This is a genomic window from Citrobacter sp. RHBSTW-00986 (genome assembly GCF_013783065.1).
Lineage (GTDB): Bacteria > Pseudomonadota > Gammaproteobacteria > Enterobacterales > Enterobacteriaceae > Citrobacter > Citrobacter braakii.
This window is the reverse complement of the sequence record NZ_CP056200.1, coordinates 3,452,554-3,472,116: the sequence shown is the minus strand read 5'-3', so window position 1 is coordinate 3,472,116 and position 19,563 is coordinate 3,452,554. Positions and strand designations below refer to the sequence as shown.

15 protein-coding genes are annotated in these 19,563 nt (G+C 55.8%); 5 read left to right on the top strand and 10 right to left on the bottom strand.

Annotated elements, in window-relative coordinates:
• Positions 1–77 precede the first annotated feature (77 nt).
• The 6 genes from HV345_RS16955 to HV345_RS16930 form a co-directional block, all read right to left on the bottom strand.
• Positions 78–1,166 carry an ABC transporter permease gene (locus HV345_RS16955; protein WP_016152183.1) on the bottom strand — a complete coding sequence of 363 codons (1,089 nt, stop codon included), beginning with the start codon at positions 1,164–1,166 and terminating at the stop codon, positions 78–80.
• Between the two features lies 1 nt (position 1,167).
• Positions 1,168–2,694, bottom strand: coding sequence for a sugar ABC transporter ATP-binding protein (locus HV345_RS16950; RefSeq protein ID WP_170976005.1), 1,527 nt, complete (start codon positions 2,692–2,694; stop codon positions 1,168–1,170).
• On the bottom strand, positions 2,694–3,302 hold the full coding sequence (locus HV345_RS16945) for a DUF2291 family protein (RefSeq protein WP_181635842.1): 609 nt from the start codon (positions 3,300–3,302) through the stop codon (positions 2,694–2,696). Before HV345_RS16945 ends, HV345_RS16950 begins: the two co-directional genes overlap by 1 nt.
• An 11-nt stretch (positions 3,303–3,313) precedes the next feature.
• On the bottom strand, positions 3,314–4,255 hold the full coding sequence (locus tag HV345_RS16940) for a D-ribose ABC transporter substrate-binding protein (RefSeq protein ID WP_016152186.1): 942 nt from the start codon (positions 4,253–4,255) through the stop codon (positions 3,314–3,316).
• Positions 4,256–4,372: 117 nt separating this feature from the next.
• The gene (entD, locus tag HV345_RS16935; protein WP_047415103.1) at positions 4,373–5,035 is read right to left on the bottom strand and encodes an enterobactin synthase subunit EntD; all 663 of its coding nucleotides are present in this window, start codon (positions 5,033–5,035) and stop codon (positions 4,373–4,375) included.
• Between the two features lie 50 nt (positions 5,036–5,085).
• On the bottom strand, positions 5,086–7,359 hold the full coding sequence (locus tag HV345_RS16930; RefSeq protein WP_016155941.1) for a TonB-dependent siderophore receptor: 2,274 nt from the start codon (positions 7,357–7,359) through the stop codon (positions 5,086–5,088).
• Positions 7,360–7,612: 253 nt separating this feature from the next.
• Between HV345_RS16930 and fes the strand changes: the two genes are divergently transcribed.
• Genes fes through entF form a run of 3 tightly spaced genes read left to right on the top strand, consistent with a single transcriptional unit; the run spans position 7,613 to position 12,966 of the window.
• Positions 7,613–8,830, top strand: coding sequence for an enterochelin esterase (gene fes, locus HV345_RS16925; protein ID WP_181635841.1), 1,218 nt, complete (start codon positions 7,613–7,615; stop codon positions 8,828–8,830).
• A gap of 30 nt (positions 8,831–8,860) precedes the next feature.
• Positions 8,861–9,079, top strand: a complete 219-nt coding sequence (locus HV345_RS16920; RefSeq protein ID WP_181635840.1) for an MbtH family protein — start codon at positions 8,861–8,863, stop codon at positions 9,077–9,079.
• Positions 9,076–12,966, top strand: a complete 3,891-nt coding sequence (entF, locus tag HV345_RS16915; RefSeq protein ID WP_181635839.1) for an enterobactin non-ribosomal peptide synthetase EntF — start codon at positions 9,076–9,078, stop codon at positions 12,964–12,966. Before HV345_RS16920 ends, entF begins: the two co-directional genes overlap by 4 nt.
• Before the next feature lie 45 nt (positions 12,967–13,011).
• Here the strand turns inward: entF and fepC are convergent, their stop codons facing one another.
• Genes fepC through fepD form a run of 3 tightly spaced genes read right to left on the bottom strand, consistent with a single transcriptional unit; the run spans position 13,012 to position 15,826 of the window.
• Positions 13,012–13,833: an iron-enterobactin ABC transporter ATP-binding protein gene (gene fepC / locus HV345_RS16910; protein WP_016152192.1), complete on the bottom strand. Its 822-nt coding sequence runs from the start codon at positions 13,831–13,833 to the stop codon at positions 13,012–13,014.
• Positions 13,830–14,822 carry an iron-enterobactin ABC transporter permease gene (fepG, locus tag HV345_RS16905; protein WP_016152193.1) on the bottom strand — a complete coding sequence of 331 codons (993 nt, stop codon included), beginning with the start codon at positions 14,820–14,822 and terminating at the stop codon, positions 13,830–13,832. Before fepG ends, fepC begins: the two co-directional genes overlap by 4 nt.
• Complete coding sequence (fepD, locus tag HV345_RS16900) at positions 14,819–15,826, bottom strand: Fe(3+)-siderophore ABC transporter permease (RefSeq protein ID WP_181635838.1); 1,008 nt, start codon at positions 15,824–15,826, stop codon at positions 14,819–14,821. Before fepD ends, fepG begins: the two co-directional genes overlap by 4 nt.
• 109 nt (positions 15,827–15,935) lie before the next feature.
• On the opposite strand from fepD, the gene entS reads away from it, so the two are divergent.
• The gene (entS, locus tag HV345_RS16895; protein ID WP_181500120.1) at positions 15,936–17,174 is read left to right on the top strand and encodes an enterobactin transporter EntS; all 1,239 of its coding nucleotides are present in this window, start codon (positions 15,936–15,938) and stop codon (positions 17,172–17,174) included.
• A gap of 58 nt (positions 17,175–17,232) precedes the next feature.
• Here the strand turns inward: entS and fepB are convergent, their stop codons facing one another.
• Positions 17,233–18,189: a Fe2+-enterobactin ABC transporter substrate-binding protein gene (gene fepB / locus HV345_RS16890; protein ID WP_016155944.1), complete on the bottom strand. Its 957-nt coding sequence runs from the start codon at positions 18,187–18,189 to the stop codon at positions 17,233–17,235.
• A gap of 187 nt (positions 18,190–18,376) precedes the next feature.
• Here fepB and entC point away from each other — a divergent pair, with 187 nt between their 5' ends.
• Entirely contained in the window at positions 18,377–19,552 is a 1,176-nt protein-coding gene (gene entC, locus HV345_RS16885) for an isochorismate synthase EntC (protein ID WP_016152197.1), read from the top strand.
• Positions 19,553–19,563 lie beyond the last annotated feature (11 nt).

Here is a 19,563-nt window from a genome sequence, read left to right as displayed (position 1 = left end):
CGGTGAGTTAAACAATTGACAGCCCCAGGAGGTTCCTGGAGCTGTCTGGTTGTGCATATCAGACTTTTCAGAGGGGATTACTGGCTTTCCATCGCCGCCTTTTGTGCTACCACCGCGGCTTTTTGCTGCATCCGGTTTTGCATTTGGTCGATGATGACCGCGACGATAATCACGATACCTTTAATCACCATTTGCCAGAACTCGCTGACGCCCATCATCACCAGACCATCGGCCAGAAAACCGATAACGAAAGCGCCAATCAGCGTGCCTAAAATCGTGCCCCGTCCACCGGCCAGTGACGTACCGCCGAGAACCACTGCGGCAATGGCGTTCATCTCAAATGCCGTACCGTTGGCCGGATGGCTGGCGGAAAGCTGTGCCGAGACCACAATTCCAGCAATCGCGGCACACAGTCCGGATAGGGTATACACCCAGATTTTCACCTGTTTTACTTTTACCCCTGACAGCTCAGCAGCGCGCTCGTTATCCCCGATGGCGTAAACGTGGCGACCAAAGGGTAGACGACGAGCGACGTAAGCAATGACCAGTGCCAGCACAATCATCATCCAGATGGCCCACGGAATCCCAAACAATGTACCGGCACCAATCTCATCAAAACCGGTATTGCCGAGCTGCGGATTGCCGGAAAGCCCGGGAAAGGTTTGCCCATCGGAGGTCAGCATCGCCGCCCCGCGCAAAACGTACATGGTTCCGAGCGTACAAATAAACGGTGCGACGTTATAGTGGGTGATGATCCAACCATTCGCCGCGCCAATCAGCCCACCAATCAACAAGACGACAGGCACAATCACCCAGACGCTGGGGAAAATTGCGATGCCGAACATTGGCAATACAATGCCTTTAGTGATTAGCCATCCCGCGACCATGCCGCACAGCCCAAGCGTAGCGCCAATTGAGAGATCAATCCCGGCGGTAATAATGACAAACGTGATCCCCAGCGCCAGAAAGGCGTTAATGGCGATATGCTTGATCATAATGACCATGCTGCCGCCAGAGAGAAATCCCGGTACGGTGAAGGCAAAGAACCCGACGATTAAAAACAGTGCAATAAAAGTGCGCAGTTTTAGGATTAGTAGCAGGATATTTTCCCGAGAGAAGGCGACTGTGGAGCGAGGCGCGATGGCGGCAGATTGTAGTGTTTTCATATCAGAACCCCTGAGCACTTGCGGTTACCAGCGCCGATTCTTCGGCACGATCGCGGGCGATATCGGCAGTTAGCTTGCCGCCGGACATCACCAGAATGCGGTCAGAAACCGCCATAATTTCTTTTAAATCTGAGGTGGAGAAGACCACAGCAATACCCTGCTGGGAAAGCTGGACCATCATGCGGAACACATCGGCTTTCGCCCCGACATCGATGCCGCGTGTGGGTTCGTCAAGAAATAGAATTTTGGGATTGGTGAGCAGAGAGCGACCAATCACCACTTTTTGCTGGTTCCCCCCGCTCAGCGCCTGAATTTCAACCTCTGGCGAGGAGACTTTTATCGACAGATTGCCAATTGTGCTGGCGACCACGGCCTCTTCATCTTTGCGGGCAATGGCAAAGCCACGTTGCAGACGCCGCCAAAGGCTGGCAATGGTCAGATTGGTGGCGACGGATGAAATGGGGAAAATCCCTGTGCGCTTGCGATCCTCCGGCACCAGACTCATTCCCATACGGATGCGATCGGCGGTGGTTAAGCGTTGCGGGACCGGTTTGCTGTCGAGCCACAGTTTTCCGAGGTAGTTGCGCTCAGTACCTAACAAGCACTCGAACAATTCGGTTCGCCCAGCCCCCATAAGTCCATAGATACCGACAATTTCACCGGCGTGAACGTTAAAGGTGACGTCATTGACGACTGCGCTGCCAGCGGTATTCACGCAGGTGATATGTTCAGCTTCCAGAACCGGAGCTCCAAACGTGCGGCCGGGTTCGAGAAAGTTGCTTACCGGATCACTGCCCAACATCTCGCGCACAATCCACGGGACATCGATGTCGCTAACCTTGGCTTCGGCTTGAAATTTACCATCGCGTAAAATAGTGATCACATCGCCAATTGCCATCAATTCTTCGAGACGATGGGAGATATAGATTATCGACACGCCCTGGCGAGTAAGTTCACGGATCACGCGAAACAGAATCTCGACTTCAGTTTTACTGAGCGCCGAGGTGGGTTCATCAAGAATCAGGATATCTGCATCTTCAGCCAGTGCTTTGGCGATTTCGACCAGCTGTTGCTGCCCTACTTTGAGATTGCCAACCAGGTCGCGCGGTGATATCGGCTGATCGAGCCGGGTTAATAATTCCGCGGTGCGTTTCTCTTGCTCGGCCTCATTGATGGGGGCCACGCCTTTTTGAATCTCCCGACCGAGGAAAATGTTTTCCGCGACGGTGAGGTTCTCAAACAGGTTTAGCTCCTGATGCACCATACCAATTCCATGTGCCGCAGCATCCCGGGTGCTGGCAAAGCGCACGGGATTTCCATTGAGCGACATCTCACCGCTACTGGGTTGCTGAACGCCAGCGAGGATCTTCATCAACGTCGATTTCCCCGCACCATTCTCACCAATAATCACATTCACCTTGCCACGCCAGACCTGATAATCGACGCTGTCCAGCGCAATTGTGCCGGGAAACAGCATTGAAATGGCATGCGTGCGCAGGATGATGTCATCCGCTGAGGTATTGCGCATTAGTGAGCCTCCTGTTCCAGCGTCAGTGCTGCTGCGTTTTCCGCTTTTCCAGCATTCAACGTCACGGCGAATAGCACCGTGGCAGTTTTCCCTTGCCAGCTAGTGTCTACGGTGGGTAACTGTTTCGCCGCTTCGCGGTTATAAGCCCGTGACAGTTGGGCAAACTGAACCTGGTTAGTAAAATCTTCAAACTTGAAACCACTGGCATCGCGAATAGCATTGCCACGCATTACCGGGCCAATCTGAATCGTGACGGGCATATCATTGACCCTCACCACGATGGTGTGCTCTCGCCCATTGGTGGTGTCGACGCTATCAATCTGGCTGGTCAGGCGTACAAACACGCTTTCGGGAGCGGGTGAGGGGGCCTTCAGGCGAGTGGTCAGCGCTGAAGCATCCAGAACATGTTGCTGTGCCGCTTCCAGGACGCGGGATTGCCAGGTTTGTTGCGCGATCTGATCGGGAGTCTGGTTGTCGAAACTGGCTTTGGCCTGAGGATCGGCCGGGATAATTGGTTTGCCGTTTTCGTCGAGGTCAACTACCGTACAGGCCGTCAGCAACAGGGTGGCGCATCCAACCAGCGCGGCACCCCATTGTGTTAACGACATAGTGCCTCCGCTTAGTGGCTCAGGTTGAACTTGTTCAGCTTGCTGGCATTGGTTTCGTCAATCAGCACGCAATCCATGAGCTGTTTTTCTTCTTTCTGGGCTTTGCCGTTTTTCAGATAGTAATCCGCCTGCTCAACAGCCATTTGTGCCTGTTGCCAGCCGGGCTGCAGTACTGTCGCTTTAATATTGCTTTTATTAATGATTGAATCGCGGGTGTAGTCGCTGCCATCAAAACCGACCACGATGACATTATTTTTCCCCGCCGCTTTTAGTGCGGCTTCTGCACCCAGCGCCATAGTGTCGTTACCTGAGATCACGCCTACGATATCTGGGTTGGTTTGTAGAATGGCTTCCATTCGGGTAAAGGCTTCGGTTTGGCTCCAGTTTGCCGTCTGCTGGGCTACCATTTTCATGTCCGGATAGTCATCGAGTACATCGTGATACCCCTGCGAGCGTACATGGGCGTTGGTGTCGGATTGACGTCCCAGCAGTTCAACGTACTTCCCTTTTCCGTCCAGTAACCTGGCGAACTTCTCTGCGCCGAGCTGTGCGCCTTGATAGTTATTCGACACGATTTGCGCCACCGCGATACCGGTTTTATTGATTTCGCGATCGATCAGAAAAGCAGCTACACCCGCTGCTTTGGCTTTTTCCAGCGGCCCTACGGTGGCATCTGCACCCGCATTATCGAGAATGATCGCTTTCGCTTTACGAGCAATAGCAGTCTCAATCAGTTGGTTTTGTTTATTGACGTCATCATCATGAGAGGCAACCAGCGTGGCGTATCCCAGCTCTTTTGCTTTGGCGACTGCACCGTCGGCTTCGGCTTTAAAAAACGGGTTATCGTGAGAAGGGGTAATAATCGCAATCAGTCCGTTGTCGGCAGCATACAGCGAACCCGATGTGGTAAGGATCGAGGCCAGTAATACGGATTTAATCAAGGTCTTGTTCATCTCTTTCTCCACTTTGAATATTTATTCAAATATGATTTATTATTCAAGTTAACGATAAGTCGAGATAATCGAACTGTCTACGATTTGCGCAGCTAATTTCTTAAAAAGAGAAAAGGATCACGATCCTGATGGTGAGAATGGAAATAGCGTCACGATATTTTTATCACGCTGAAACCAATGAACGTTAACTTCTTGATTGCCGAGGTTTGCCGAAAATGACGGCATGATTTGTAATGTTAATTGCTGAGTCGTGAGTGCGGTGATTTTTGCGCTGGTGAAACCTGGTAGCCCCGATGCCTGATTGGAAAACGCCTTATACAGGCTCTCCTTTGCGCTGAATACCAGGGTTAAGGCGAGCGGAAAGGGCAGGCAGGCATGCTGCAAAATCTGATGTTCGTGGTTATCAATAATGCCATCAGCCAGCTCAACTGCGGTTTGTGGTGTAAAAATAGCTTCTATATCCAGCCCAATGGGATGCGTTGATACGACCGCCAGCGCCGTTGTTGCGCTATGGCTGATGCTGCCAAACAGATCCTGCGGCCACAATGGTTGGCGTTGCACACCGATGCCGGGCACGGTTTTGTGGCCAAATTCACGCAGTGCGTGGACTGCGGCAATACGCCCCGCTAAATGCTCAGCTTTACGCTTACGCCCACTGGAGTGGAGCTGAGTGTGGTGGGGAAGCCAGAGCAGGTCGTGCTCATGGAAAGTGTCGGGATCAAATTCGACAATGTGCAGCGTATGATCTGCGAAAGGGAGCGGGATGTGCGTTGTGTGCATGATTTCTTACGGTTTCCCTCTCCCCGCAGCGAGGAGAGGGAAAAACGTTATCAGAAGTGTGTGTTAACGCTCATGAACCACGTCCGGCCCGGTTCGTTATAGGTGTGCGCGCCTGCGCCCGCCATATAGTTCCCGGTCACGATATCGCCCGTGGTCTGGGCATTCCCTTCACGCCACAGACGTTTGTCAAAGACGTTATCCACGCCGCCGGTCAGGCTGACGTTTTTCGTCACATCCCAGGTCGCACTCAGGCCTACGATGCTGTATGGGCTGACTTCACTGGCCGAGCTACCGGTAACGGGTTTACCCTGGTAATCGTATTTTTTCGGCTGCTGTTTGCCGTACCAGGTGAAGGTGGATTGCAATGACAGATCTTCACGTGCCTGCCAGCTCAGGGTCGAGTTCAGCGTGTATTCAGGAATAATCGACAGACGCTCGCCGGTCTCTTTATTCTTACTTTGCAGCATGTAGGTGATGTTGTTAGTCCAGTTAACGGTCTCGCTAACCGGCACGTTCAACGTCCCTTCCAGACCTTCAACTACCGCTTTAGGAATGTTTTCCCACTGATAGATATCGGTATAAGTCGTTTTCCCTTTGTTGGTGATAGACGTTCTGTCGAACGGGACCGTACCTGCTTCAATCTTGTTACGGTAATCGTTGCGGAACCAGGTTACCCCAGCCAGCCAGCCGTCGCGTTTGAACTCCAGACCAATCTCTTTGTTGATACTGGTTTCGGCCTTCAGATCATCGTTGCCCATCATGTAGCAACCAATACCGGTCGCGGAGCCGGTGGCGTAGCAACCCTGACCTTTACTGTACAGAATGTAGTTCGGGTTGAGCTGATACAGGCTTGGCGCTTTATAGGCGCGCGCAATCCCCATCTTCAGGGTGAAATCATCGCCCAGACCTTGGGACAGGTTCAGGGACGGACTCCAGTTATCGCCCACAATGCTGTGATGATCGAAACGCAAACCTGGCGTCAGCATGGTGCTGTCGGTCAGTTCCATGTTGTTTTCAGCAAACAGAGAGAAAATCTCTGCGTCTGAGTACGGGCTGCGGTTGGTGCTGCTGGACCCTGGAATATCACCGCCCATAAAGGTCTGCGAATTGGACAACATGTCCTTCATGCGCTGCTGGTTCCATTCAGTACCGAGCGTCAGATTTTGGTTAACCAGCAGATCTAACGGAATGCTGATTTCACTGTGCAGCATGACGTCACTCAGGTCGGCGTCGAGGTATTTTTGTGACGCATTCGGGTCGAAAATCCCTTCGGTACCCCCCGCCAGGCCCTCCGGCGTACGGGAGTTACGCGTATGTTCATACTGCACCCAGTTACTGGTAGTGACGCCGTTATCCCAGCCGCCGTTCCAGGTCAGAGAGTAGTTCTGGCGGTAAAGACGGTTGGTCTCTTTCCCGTAGTTATCTTTCACCAGTTGGTTGGTGTTGGTGTTTTGGGTGTCGCCCGCATACAGGTTGCCCTGACGGCTATAGCCAGCTTCCAGTTCCAGTGACTGGAGCGGGGCGAAATCCCAGCGAACCACGCCGTTAATGTCTTTGTTGATCACCCCTTCACGACCAGCCGGTAAAGTATTTGAATACGTGCCGGTACGTTCTGACTGATGACCCTGGTTGATATCCCACGCGTCGGCCTGGGTTTTATCGAGATTACCGTACAAACGGAAGCTGAAATCCCCGCCCAGCGGACCGTTCAGGCTAAAGTTGGTGCGTTTGGTTGAACCTTCGTCTTTATGTTCCGGGGCGTTGAAATAGGTATCCCAGGAGCCGTGCCATTCGTTGCTGCCTTTTTTGGTGATGATATTCACCACGCCGCCAGCCGCACCGTTGCCATAGCGTGCCGCGGCAGGACCGCGCAGCACTTCAATACGTTCGATCATTTCTGGTGGCACCCATGCGGTATCGCCGCGGGTATCACGCTCGCCGCGCCAGCCCTGACGCACAGAGTTACGGCTGGTTACCGGTTTGCCGTCGATCAGAATCAGGGTGTTTTCCGGCCCCATGCCGCGAATATCGATCTGGCGGTTGTTGCCGCGTTGACCGCTGGTTGAGTTACCGGTCAGGTTGACGCCTGGCATGGTACGGATGATTTCCGACACATCGCGAGCGGGAGGATTCTTACGAATTTCATCAGCGGTAATGGTTGAAACGCCCGGTGCCTGCAGGTTCTGCTGGGCGGCGGTAACCACGATGGTGTCTTCATGAGAGACAGCGGCGCTATCGGTTTGATCTTCTGCCATCGCTGGCAGGGCTACCCCGTAAATCCCTAAATTGACCAATAAGGCCAGTGAATGAATCTTGTTGTTCATTGTATGTCCTGCTGTTCTTTTAGCCACGAGTACCAATGTGCCGTGGTGCGGCATTTGGTCTGATGTCGCCCGCATCCGCGTAAACCCTCCATTCCAGAAAAAGTACGCAGCGCCAGGCCGGTTTATAAGTGGTGAAAAACTGTGCGCGCTTCCCACAGCGCGACAATACGCTATTGCAAATGCAAATAGTTATCAATAATATTATCAATATATTTCACGCTAGATCATAAAATTTGACAATAAACATGGGGTTATGGCGGTGACGACGTTAAAGATGGGAAGCGAGGCGTGGTGGCAGTCAAAAAAAGGCCCGGAGTGGGAGCGTGAAGACAACGGAAATTATCGGGTAACCTTCTGGTGGCGCGACCCGCAGGGAACGGAAAAAGAGTCAGCCATTCATCGCGTATGGGTCTATATCACCGGCGTCACCGACCACCATCAAAATGCCACCCCGCAGTCGATGCAACGCATTGACGGAACAAATGTTTGGTGCTGGAGTGTTTCCCTCAGCGCCAACTGGCGCGGCAGTTACTGTTTTATCCCAACAGAACGAAATGATATTTTTGCCGCGCAGACGCCGGGCGAAGCGCCTGACCGAACCGTGCTGCGTGAAGGCTGGCGGCAATTGTTGCCGCAGGCTATTGCCGATCCCCTCAATCCGCAGAGCTGGCAGGGCGGTCGTGGCCATGCGGTGTCTGCGCTGGAAATGCCTGATGCACCCGTACAACCGGGATGGGATCGACCTGAAAACCCCGACTCGCCCGCAGTTTGCCTGCAATGGCGTAGCGCCAGACTCGGCAATACACGCCGCGTGTGGGTGTTTACCACTGGTGAAGCCCAGCCGGAAGCGCGTCCCCTGGCTATACTGCTGGACGGACAGTTTTGGGCACAAAGTATGCCGGTCTGGCCTGCGCTGACTTCACTCACCCATCGCGGACACCTCCCGCCCGCCGTTTATCTCCTGGTTGATACCATCGACACGGCTCACCGCAGCCGCGAATTGCCGTGTAATGCGGATTTTTGGTTGGCGGTACAGCAGGAGTTATTGCCGCTGGTGAAGACCACGACCGCGTTCAGTGACGACCCGCAGCGTACCGTCGTCGCCGGGCAAAGTTTTGGCGGGCTGTCATCGCTGTATGCCGGGCTTAACTGGCCCGCGCGCTTTGGCTGTGTGCTCAGCCAGTCAGGCTCTTATTGGTGGCCGCATCGCGGTGGTCATCAGGATGGGGCGCTCGTTGAGCAACTGAAGAGCGGAAAGATAAGCGCCCAGGGGCTGCGTATTGTCCTGGAAGCCGGGATCCGCGAGCCCATTATTTATCGCGCCAATCAGGCGCTTTATGCCCAGTTACCCTCTGCACCACAGTCTATTTTCTGGCGTCAGGTTGATGGTGGACACGATGCGCTTTGCTGGCGCGGCGGACTGATGCAAGGGCTGATCACGCTCTGGCAACCGCTTACCGACACGATTTAACCGGACGATGTTCCACGACAGGAGTTGAGTATGGAATTCAGTAATCCCTTCGATAATCCGCAGGGCCAGTTTTACATTCTGCAAAATCCCCAACGTCAGTTTAGCCTTTGGCCGCAGCAATGCTCACTTCCTGCTGGCTGGACGGTCGCGTGCGAACCCCAATCACAGGAAGCCTGCCAGCAATGGCTGGATGCAAACTGGACCGCGCTGACGCCAGCGAACTACGTCGATGTGCAGGAGGCTCCATGACTCAACGTTTACCGTTAGTTGCGGCTCAGCCGGGGATCTGGATGGCAGAAAAACTCTCCACATTGCCCTCAGCGTGGAGCGTGGCGCACTACGTAGAATTAACCGGCGAACTGGACGCACCGTTGCTGGCGAAAGCGGTAGTGGCGGGTCTGGAGCAGGCCGATACTCTAAGGATGCGGTTTAGCGAAGATAACGGCGAGGTCTGGCAATGGGTAGACTCTGCGCTTGCCTTTGCGCCACCAGAAATTATCGATCTGCGCGAAAAATCCGATCCGCATGCGGCAGCGCGCGCCTTGATGCAGGCAGACCTGCAGCAGGACATCCGTGCTGATGGCACTAAGCCGCTGGTTTTTCACCTGCTCATTCAGGTGGGAGAAAAGCGTTGGTATTGGTATCAGCGTTACCATCATCTGCTGGTTGATGGCTTCAGTTTCCCTGCCATTACCCGCCAGATAGCCGCAATTTACCGCGTATGGCTGCATGGCGAGCCCACGCCGGAATCACCTTTTACGCCATTTTCTGAGGTGGTGGAAGAGTATCAACAGTATCGGCAAAGCGATGCCTGGCAACGCGACGGCGCCTTCTGGACCGAGCAGCGAAAGCAACTCCCACCTCCGGCTTCGCTGTCTAACAAACCCCTGCCAGGGCGGTCGGCCAGCGCGGATATTATTCGTCTGAAGTTAACCGCGCCTGAAGGGGAGTTTCGCCGGCTTGCGGCACGTATGCCAGACGTTCAGCGTGCGGATCTGGCCCTTGCGCTGGTGGCGCTGTGGCTCGGACGTTTATGCAGCCGAATGGAATATGCCGCCGGGTTTATCTTTATGCGGCGTATGGGGTCGGCGGCGCTCACGTCCACCGGACCGGTTTTAAACGTCCTGCCATTTGGCGTGCAGTTGAATGCGGCAGAAAGCTTGCCTGCACTTGCCCAACGACTGGCCGCACAGTTGAAGAAAATGCGCCGACATCAGCGATATGATGCTGAGCAAATTGTTCGCGACAGCGGGCGCGCAGCCGGTGCCGAACCGCTGTTTGGCCCGGTACTGAACGTGAAAATATTCGACTATCAGCTGAATATTCCTGGCGTTCAGGCGCAAACCCATACGTTGGCGACAGGCCCGGTGAACGATCTGGAGCTGGCGCTGTTCCCGGATGAAAACGGCGGGCTGAGTATTGAAATCCTGGCCAATAAACAGCGCTACGATGCCGCGACGCTGGCGCAACATGCATCGCGTTTAACCGCGCTTATCGCGCAGTTTGCCGACAATCCGTCGCTATGCTGCGGCGATGCCGGGATGCTGTTGCCGACAGAACATGAGCGGCTGGCGAAGATTAACGACACGACCGTGGCGATCCCGTCCACCACGCTGAGCGCGCTGGTGGCACAGCAGGCCGATAAAACGCCGGATGCCCCGGCGCTGGCTGATGCCCGCTATCAGTTTAGCTATCGTGAAATGCGCCAACAGGTTGTGGCGCTGGCGCGCCGCCTGCGCGAGCGTGGCGTACAGCCTGGTGACAGCGTTGCCGTGGCATTACCGCGTTCCGTGTTCCTCACGCTGGCGCTGCACGGTATTGTTGAGGCGGGAGCCGCCTGGCTGCCATTGGATACCGGATACCCGGACGATCGCCTGCGGATGATGCTCGAAGATGCGAAGCCAAAATTGTTGATCGCGACCGAAGAGCAACTGGCGCGCTTTAGCGATATTCCGGAGCTGGAAAGTCTGTGCTACAACGCGCCGCTGCCAGAAGAGGATGCTGCACCGCTGGCGCTATCTCAACCTAATCATACGGCCTATATTATTTTTACTTCCGGTTCTACCGGCAGACCAAAAGGGGTGATGGTTGGGCAAACCGCCATCGTTAACCGTTTGCTGTGGATGCAAAATCACTATCCACTGACCGCGGATGATGTGGTGGCGCAAAAAACGCCGTGCAGTTTTGACGTCTCGGTATGGGAGTTTTTCTGGCCGTTTATTGCCGGGGCAAAACTGGTCATGGCAGAACCTGAAGCGCACCGCGATCCGCTGGCGATGCAGCAGTTCTTTGCGCAGTCAGGGGTGACGACCACGCACTTTGTTCCCTCTATGCTGGCCGCTTTTGTTGCTTCACTGACGCCGGAAACCGCGCGGGAGAGCTGTGCCTCGCTGAAACGGGTATTCTGCAGCGGCGAAGCCTTACCTGCAGATTTATGCCGCGAATGGGAACAGTTGACTCATGCGCCACTGCACAATTTATACGGGCCAACGGAAGCGGCGGTCGATGTGAGCTGGTATCCGGCCTGGGGGGACGATCTCGCTGCCGTAACGGGCAATAGCGTGCCGATTGGCTATCCGGTATGGAATACCGGTTTACGGATCCTGGACGCCATGATGCGCCCGGTGCCCTTTGGCGTGGCAGGTGATCTCTATCTGACGGGGATCCAACTGGCGCAAGGATACCTGGGGCGAGCGGATCTAACCGCGAGCCGCTTTATCGCCGATCCATTTAACCCTGGTGAACGCATGTACCGTACCGGGGATGTGGCGCGCTGGCTGGAGAATGGCGCAGTGGAATACCTCGGGCGCAGCGATGACCAGCTTAAAATTCGCGGACAGCGCATTGAGCTCGGTGAGATTGATCGGGTGATGCAGCAACTGCCAGATGTCGAACATGCCGTAGCCCACGCCTGCGTATTCAACCAGGCGGCGGCGACAGGCGGCGATGCACGACAGTTGGTGGGGTATCTGGTGTCGCAATCGGGGTTACCGCTGGATACGTCTGCATTGCGGGAAACTCTGCGTGAAAAACTGCCTGCGCATATGGTGCCGACGGTATTGTTGCAACTGGCGGAGCTGCCGCTGAGTGCAAACGGTAAACTGGATCGTAAAGCGCTGCCGATGCCGCAGTTGACGTCGCGTACGTCAGGACGTGCGCCGCGAGCAGGGACTGAAACCGCCATCGCGCAGTCTTTTGCGGCTTTGCTGGATTGCGAGGTTAATGACGTAGAGGCTGACTTCTTTGCGCTTGGCGGACATTCGCTGCTGGCGATGAAGCTGGCAGCGCAGTTGAGCCAGATTTTTGAGCGTCAGGTAACGCCTGGGCAGATAATGGTGGCTTCTACTGTTGAACAACTGAGTGCACTGCTGGAGAGCAATGATGATGAACAGTCGCAGCGTCTGGGATTCGAAACGCTGCTGCCGCTGCGTGAAAGTCATGGTCCAACGCTGTTTTGTTTCCATCCGGCGTCGGGTTTCGCCTGGCAGTTTAGCGTGCTGTCGCGTTACCTCAGCCCGCAGTGGTCGATTATTGGCATTCAGTCGCCACGACCGGATGGCCCTATGCAGACGGCGGAAAACCTTGATGCGGTATGCGAACATCACCTGGCAACGCTGCTCAGCCAGCAGCCTCATGGTCCCTATTATTTATTAGGCTACTCGCTGGGGGGGACGTTGGCGCAGGGAATCGCCGCACGCTTACATGCCAGAGGAGAGACAGTTGCATTCCTGGGGCTGCTGGATACCTGGCCGCCGGAAACGCAAAACTGGCAGGAAAAGGAGGCTAATGGGTTGGATCCCGCGGTACTGGCCGAGATCGAGCGTGAACGTGAAGCGTTTCTGGCAGCGCAGCAGGGGAATGCGTCAGAGGCCTTGTTTAATGCTATCGAAGGTAACTACGCCGATGCGGTTCGCCTGCTCACCACGGCACACAGCGTGCCGTTTGCTGGTCACGCCACGCTGTTCGTTGCTGAGCGCACCTTAGTGCCGGGGGGCAGTCCTGAACGCAGTTGGTCACCGTGGATATCCAGTCTGGATGTATATCGTCAGGACTGCGCGCATGTCGATATCATAACCCCTGAAGCGTTTGAGAAGATTGGGCCTGTCATGCGTGACCTGCTCCAAAATATCCAATAAACGTCATCGGGTCAGCGTGTTAAACGCTGACCCGTGTAGTCATCCCTATAGAGATGACTGGGTATGAATTTTCGGTGTACGCCCAAGCGGCACCACTAACGGCGTTCCGGCAACCGGATCGTCGATAATCATACAGCGCAGACCATAGATTTTTTCAATAAGCTGCGCTGTGACGATCTCCTTCGGCGCACCCTCGGCAACAATTTTTCCGTCACGCAGCGCAATCAGATGCGTTGCATAGCGACACGCCTGATTAAGATCGTGCAGAACGGCGGCCAGCGTATACCCTTTCTCCCGGTTTAGCTCACTCAGCAGCTCCAGCAGATCGATCTGATGGCTGATATCCAGCCAGGTGGTAGGTTCATCGAGCAGCATAATCGACGTTTCCTGCGCCAGCACCATCGCAATCCATGCGCGCTGGCGTTGTCCTCCGGAAAGGGTATCCACACTTTGTGACGCAAGATGAGTGATTCCCGTCGCCTGCATTGCGTTTGAGACCGCGATTTCATCCTCATTTCGCCAGCGGGTAAACAATGGCTGGTGCGGGTAGCGCCCACGGGCAACCAGCTCCTGTACCGTAATATCACCCGGCGTGGTGGCGTTCTGCGCCAACAAACCTATTCTGCGAGCAACCTCTTTGCTGGCATAGTGCTGGATATGCTCGCCGTCGAGCCAGACCTTACCGTGCGCGGGCGTCATCAGACGACTAAGCGTGCGCAGTAGTGTTGATTTTCCGCAGCCGTTTGGCCCGATAATTGCGGTGAAGTGACCGTCTGGAATCGACACATTGAGGTTTTCCGCTACGGTAAATTTGCCATAACCCAGCGTTAACTGGTCGCCACGCAAACGGGCTACTGATTCGATCATTTTTTGCGGGACTCCTGAATTAACAAGACGATAAGATAAATACCGCCGAGGCTTACGGTGACAACGCCCACCGGAAGCTGATAAGGCATAAACAGCTGTTGGGCGCATAAATCCGCCATCAACAGCAGCAACGCGCCACACAGCGCCGACAGGGTTAATCCCCAGCGCGATGTGCCGCTAATCCGCCGCGCGATATGTGGGGCGACAAGGGCAATAAACGAGATAGGGCCAGCCAGCGCGGTGGCGGCAGCGGTCAGTACAACCGCAACCAGCATCATCATCAGACGTGAGCGCTCTACGCTGACGCCAAGCGCACAGGCGCTGTCATCACCCATTTCCAGTAAACGCATCCGGCGCACCAGCAGCGTGGCGCACACCAGCATAAGGATAATCAGCGGGGCAGAAGGCCAGGTTTTGGCCCAGGTCAGGCCATTGAGCGATCCGGCGTTCCACAGTCCGGCGGTCAGCGCGGTTTCTAATGATGCCTTCAGCAGTAGCCAGGTGTTGAACGCAACCAGCATGGCGCGTATGCCGATCCCAATAATAATCAGCCGGAAGGTGTCGATACCATTGCGCCAGGCGAGCGCCCAGACCACCAGAGACGTCAGGACCCCGCCAACCATGGCCGCAAGCGCGATAGCGGTGAGATGCTGTCCGAACAGCACCATTGCCACCAGCACACCGCTCCAGGCACCGGTATTGAAACCCATCACATCCGGGCTGCCCAGCGGGTTGCGCATCAGCGACTGGAATATTGCACCGCTCACGCCGAGCGCTGCGCCAATCAATAGCGCCATCAGCACGCGTGGCAAACGCCATTCGGTCACCACCAGCGTAATACTGCGCGGCGCATCGCCAAGCAGAGCGGCAATAATTTGCTGGGTTTCCAGCGTCACGACGCCGCTACGCAGGCTCCACAAGCCAACGGCGAGACAACCTACAACCAGCAGCAGGCTGCTGACTATCAGGCGGCGGGAGAGGTGCATCATGCGCCACCCCCGCGCGGTTTCCGGCGTACCAGAAAGATAAGCACCGGCGCGCCGATAAATGCGCTGACCACTGAAACGCGCAGTTCGCCGGGGACAATCAGGCGACCGATGATATCGGCAATTAACAACAGAGAGGGGGTTGCCAGCAGGGTAACGGGCAGCGACCAACGGTGATCTGCCCCCACCAGCCAGCGCGCCATATGCGGCATCATCAGGCCGATAAAGGCGATAGGGCCGACAATCGCGGTCGCACTGCCGCACAGTACGGTAATCACCAACAGGCCAATAAACTGTGTGCGAGCGACTTTGCTGCCAAGCGCGGTGGCGGTGTCGCTCCCGAGGCTCAGGCTATTCAGAGCACGGCTAAGGAACAACGCGATAGCCGCGGCAATCAGTACCGGCATCAGGACGACCTTCAGCGTTTGCAGGCTGCGGATATCCAATGAACCGGCCTGCCAGAAACGCAACTGATCGTAGACATCCGGGTTGAGCAGGGCGATTCCGGTGGATAATCCTTCCAGCACCGCGCCCAGCGCAACGCCCGCCAGCGTCAGGCGTACCGGGCTTAACTGCCCGCCGCCCTGGCTGCCGGTAAAGGCCACTATAAGCGACGCGGCCAGCGCCCCGGAAAAGGCCATCAGCAGTTGTTCTTGCGCAGAGGAAAAGCCGAACAGCGCGGCTCCCAGCACAATAGCGAAGCTGGCACCGGAGTTAACGCCCAGAATGCCGGGATCGGCGAGAGGGTTACGCGTGAGCGTTTGCATTAATGCGCCAGCCAGACCCAGCGCCCCACCGGCGAGCAGCCCCGCCAGCGTGCGCGGCAGTCGCGCGTCCAGCACGATGGTGCAATCAGCGCTTTGACAACTGCCGGTAAGTGCATCCAGCACCACGGAGGCAGGTAGCGACTTGGCGCCAATAACCAGACTTAATACCGTGGTGAGAACAAGTAATAACAATAGTCCGGGCACGGCGAAGGCACGTGTCGCGGAAACAGAGCATGACATATCAACTTCCCTGATAATGATAGTAATTATCGTTATCGATCTTATTTGGATATGTTAGCATGTGCAGCCATCGAATGGATATTGAAAAAGTACCTGGTAAGGCTCTGTAATGAATCGACAATCCTGGCTGCTCAATCTCAGCCTGTTAAAGACCCACCCTGCATTTCGCGCCGTCTTCCTCGCCCGTTTTATTTCCATTGTCTCTCTGGGGCTACTCGGCGTGGCGGTTCCGGTACAGATCCAGATGATGACCCAGTCGACCTGGCAGGTAGGTTTGTCAGTGACATTGACCGGCAGCGCAATGTTTATTGGTCTGATGGTGGGCGGGGTGCTGGCCGACCGCTATGAGCGTAAAAAAGTGATCCTGTTGGCTCGTGGAACCTGCGGAATCGGCTTTATTGGTCTGTGTCTGAATGCGCTGCTGCCCGAACCGTCGTTACTGGCGATTTATTTGCTTGGCTTATGGGACGGTTTCTTTGCCTCGCTGGGCGTGACCGCGTTGCTGGCGGCTACACCGGCGCTGGTTGGCCGGGAGAATTTGATGCAGGCCGGGGCGATTACCATGTTGACGGTACGTCTGGGTTCGGTTATTTCGCCGATGCTTGGCGGGGTATTGCTCGCGACCGGTGGCGTGGCGTGGAACTACGGTCTGGCGGCGGCGGGCACTTTCATTACCTTGCTGCCGTTGCTGAGCCTTCCCGCGCTGCCGCCTCCGCCGCAGCCGCGCGAGCATCCGCTAAAATCGCTGCTGGCAGCATTTCGCTTTCTGCTTGCCAGCCCGCTGATTGGCGGCATTGCGCTGCTTGGCGGTCTGTTGACTATGGCGAGCGCCGTGCGCGTGTTGTATCCCGCGTTGGCGATTAACTGGCAAATGTCGAGTGCGCAAATAGGTCTGCTGTATGCGGCCATTCCTCTTGGCGCGGCGGTGGGCGCGTTGACCAGCGGACAACTGGCGCACAGCGTTCGTCCGGGACTGATCATGCTGGTATCGACCGTGGCTTCGTTCCTGGCTATCGGTCTGTTTGGGTTGATGCCGATCTGGGAGCTTGGCGTTGTCTGCCTGGCGCTGTTCGGCTGGCTGAGTGCGGTCAGCTCTTTGTTGCAGTACACCCTGTTACAGACGCAGACGCCAGAAGCGATGCTCGGGCGAATTAACGGTTTGTGGACTGCGCAGAACGTTACAGGAGATGCGATCGGCGCGGCGCTGTTAGGGGGATTGGGGGCGATGATGACACCGGTTGCTTCGGCAAGCGTAAGTGGGTTTGGGCTGGTGATTGTCGGTCTGCTACTGCTGCTGTTGCTGGGAGAAGTGCGCCGATTCCGACAAATGCCTGTGAATGCCGGATAGCGTTGTCCTCTACGGTTTGTAGGCCGGATAAGGCGTTAGCCGTATCCGGCGCTGGCGATTAAAAGAGAGCTGACAGACGTTGCAGCAGCAAGGTCGCGCTGTAGTAGTCGAGACGGAAGGTTTCCGTACCCAGGGCGTAAACACGTTTATTCTGCACGGCAGGCAGATGCGCCAGCAGCGGATTAGCATAAATGGCGTCGGCATCTTTGTTGTCGCCAGCGAACAGGAACAGCGCTTCGCCGTTCAGACCAGCCGCCAGGTTCTCACCGCCAAGCTGGATGATATCGTGGCGTTTGCCCTGACTCTGGCTGGTGTGCAATCCGGCAGGCAGCGGTGCCAGGGTGAAACCTAACTGCTCCATCAGCTTGCCCTGCGCCGACTCAGGCGTCCACAGGTTGGCGCTGTGCGCTGCAGCGGTGTATACCAGCGCGCTGACCGGTTGCGGCGGCAGGGTAATACGCTGCTTGACCGCCTGCAGTTGCTTATCAAACTCGGCAATACGCGCAGCCGCCTGTTGCTCCTGACCGGTAATTTCACCTAACTGCGTCAGCAGCGCCTGCCAGCTTTTGTCGTCGTAATTAATGATTAGCGTTGGCGCAATGGTGGACAGCTGATCGTATAGCGCGAGGGCTGAATCTCCCCCGGTGGCGCTGATCAGAATCAGATCCGGCATTTGCGCCGCCACGGCCTCAGCGCTCGGTTCGCCGATATACAGGCGGCTCAGTTTGCGCGCTTTTGCCACTTCGCTCCACTGGCGTAAAAAGCCCTGTGCATCGCCGATGCGATTGTTCGGCGTAGTAGCGCCGCTGGCGATGACCGGGGCATCAATTGCCAGCAGCGAGCCGGTGAGGGTGACGCTGGTGGAGACAATTCGCTGCGGCTTATGTTCCAGCGTATGCGTACCACGACTGTCGGTAACCTGACGCGGCCAGTCGGCGGCATAACCTGAAGAAATTCCTGAAATAGACAAACCTGCCAGTAAGAGCACGGTGCGGCAAAAAGAGGGGAGACTCACGAATCAGCATCCTGTTATCAGTATAAGTAATGCTTCTCATTTTCATTGTTAGTGGACAAGGATGCAAGCCAAAGTCGCACATTGTGCTGCCACAAGAGTTGACATACCGCCGCTTTGCTTTTAGGTTAGCGACCGAAAATATAAATGATAATCATTATTAGAGCTTTTATCATTTTTGGAGGATGATATGGAAACGTCACTGGCCGAGGAAAAAACGCAGACTATGCCGACGCTCGCTCCCGACAGTTTTTTCTTTATGTCGCCGTACCGTAGTTTTACGACGTCAGGATGCTTCGCCCGCTATGCGGAACCGGCAATTGATGGCGATTCGCCAGACAGCCCTTTCCAACAAAAAATGCATGCGCTGTTTGCTGATGCCAAAGCGCAGGGTATCGCTAACCCCATCATGGTCGGGGCGATTCCTTTTGACACCCGCCAGCCGTCATCGCTGTTTATTCCCCAGTCATGGCAGACGTTCTCCCGAACGGCGAAGCAGCAATCATCTCGTTACTTTAACGCGCATCAGTCGCTGAACGTTGTTGAACGTAAATCGATCCCGGAACAGAACTTCTTTGAAGATATGGTCGCTCGCGCGGCTGCGCTGACGGCAACCCCGGAAGTCGACAAAGTGGTGTTGTCACGCCTGATCGATATCACCGCTGATGCCAATATTGACAGCGGGGCGCTGCTGGAGCGCCTGGTGGCGCAAAATCCGGCGAGCTACAACTTTCACGTTCCCCTTGAAGACGGTGGCGTATTGATTGGCGCCAGTCCGGAACTGCTGTTACGCAAAGAAGGCGATCGTTTCAGCTCATTACCGCTGGCAGGCTCGGCACGACGTCAACCGGACGATGTGCTGGACCGGGAGGCGGGCATCCGCCTGCTGGCGTCCGAAAAGGATCGCCATGAGCACGAACTGGTGACGCAGGCCATGAAAAATGTCCTGCGCGATCGCAGCCGTGAACTGCAACTCCCTTCTTCTCCGCAACTGGTCACCACGCCTACGCTCTGGCACCTCGGCACGCCGTTTGAGGGTAAAGCCAACGCGCAAGAAAACGCCCTGACGCTCGCGTGCCTGCTGCATCCGACGCCTGCGCTGAGCGGCTTCCCGCATCAGGTTGCGCGCAAACTGATCGCCGAGCTGGAGCCGTTCGATCGCGAACTGTTCGGTGGCATTGTCGGCTGGTGTGATGCCCAAGGCAACGGCGAATGGGTGGTGACGATCCGTTGTGCGAAGCTGCTGCGTAATCAGGTACGTTTCTTTGCCGGTGCCGGGATTGTTCCGGCTTCCTCCCCGGTTGCGGAATGGCGTGAAACGGGAGCCAAACTCTCCACGATGTTGAATGTTTTTGGACTGCATTAAGAGCCTTATTG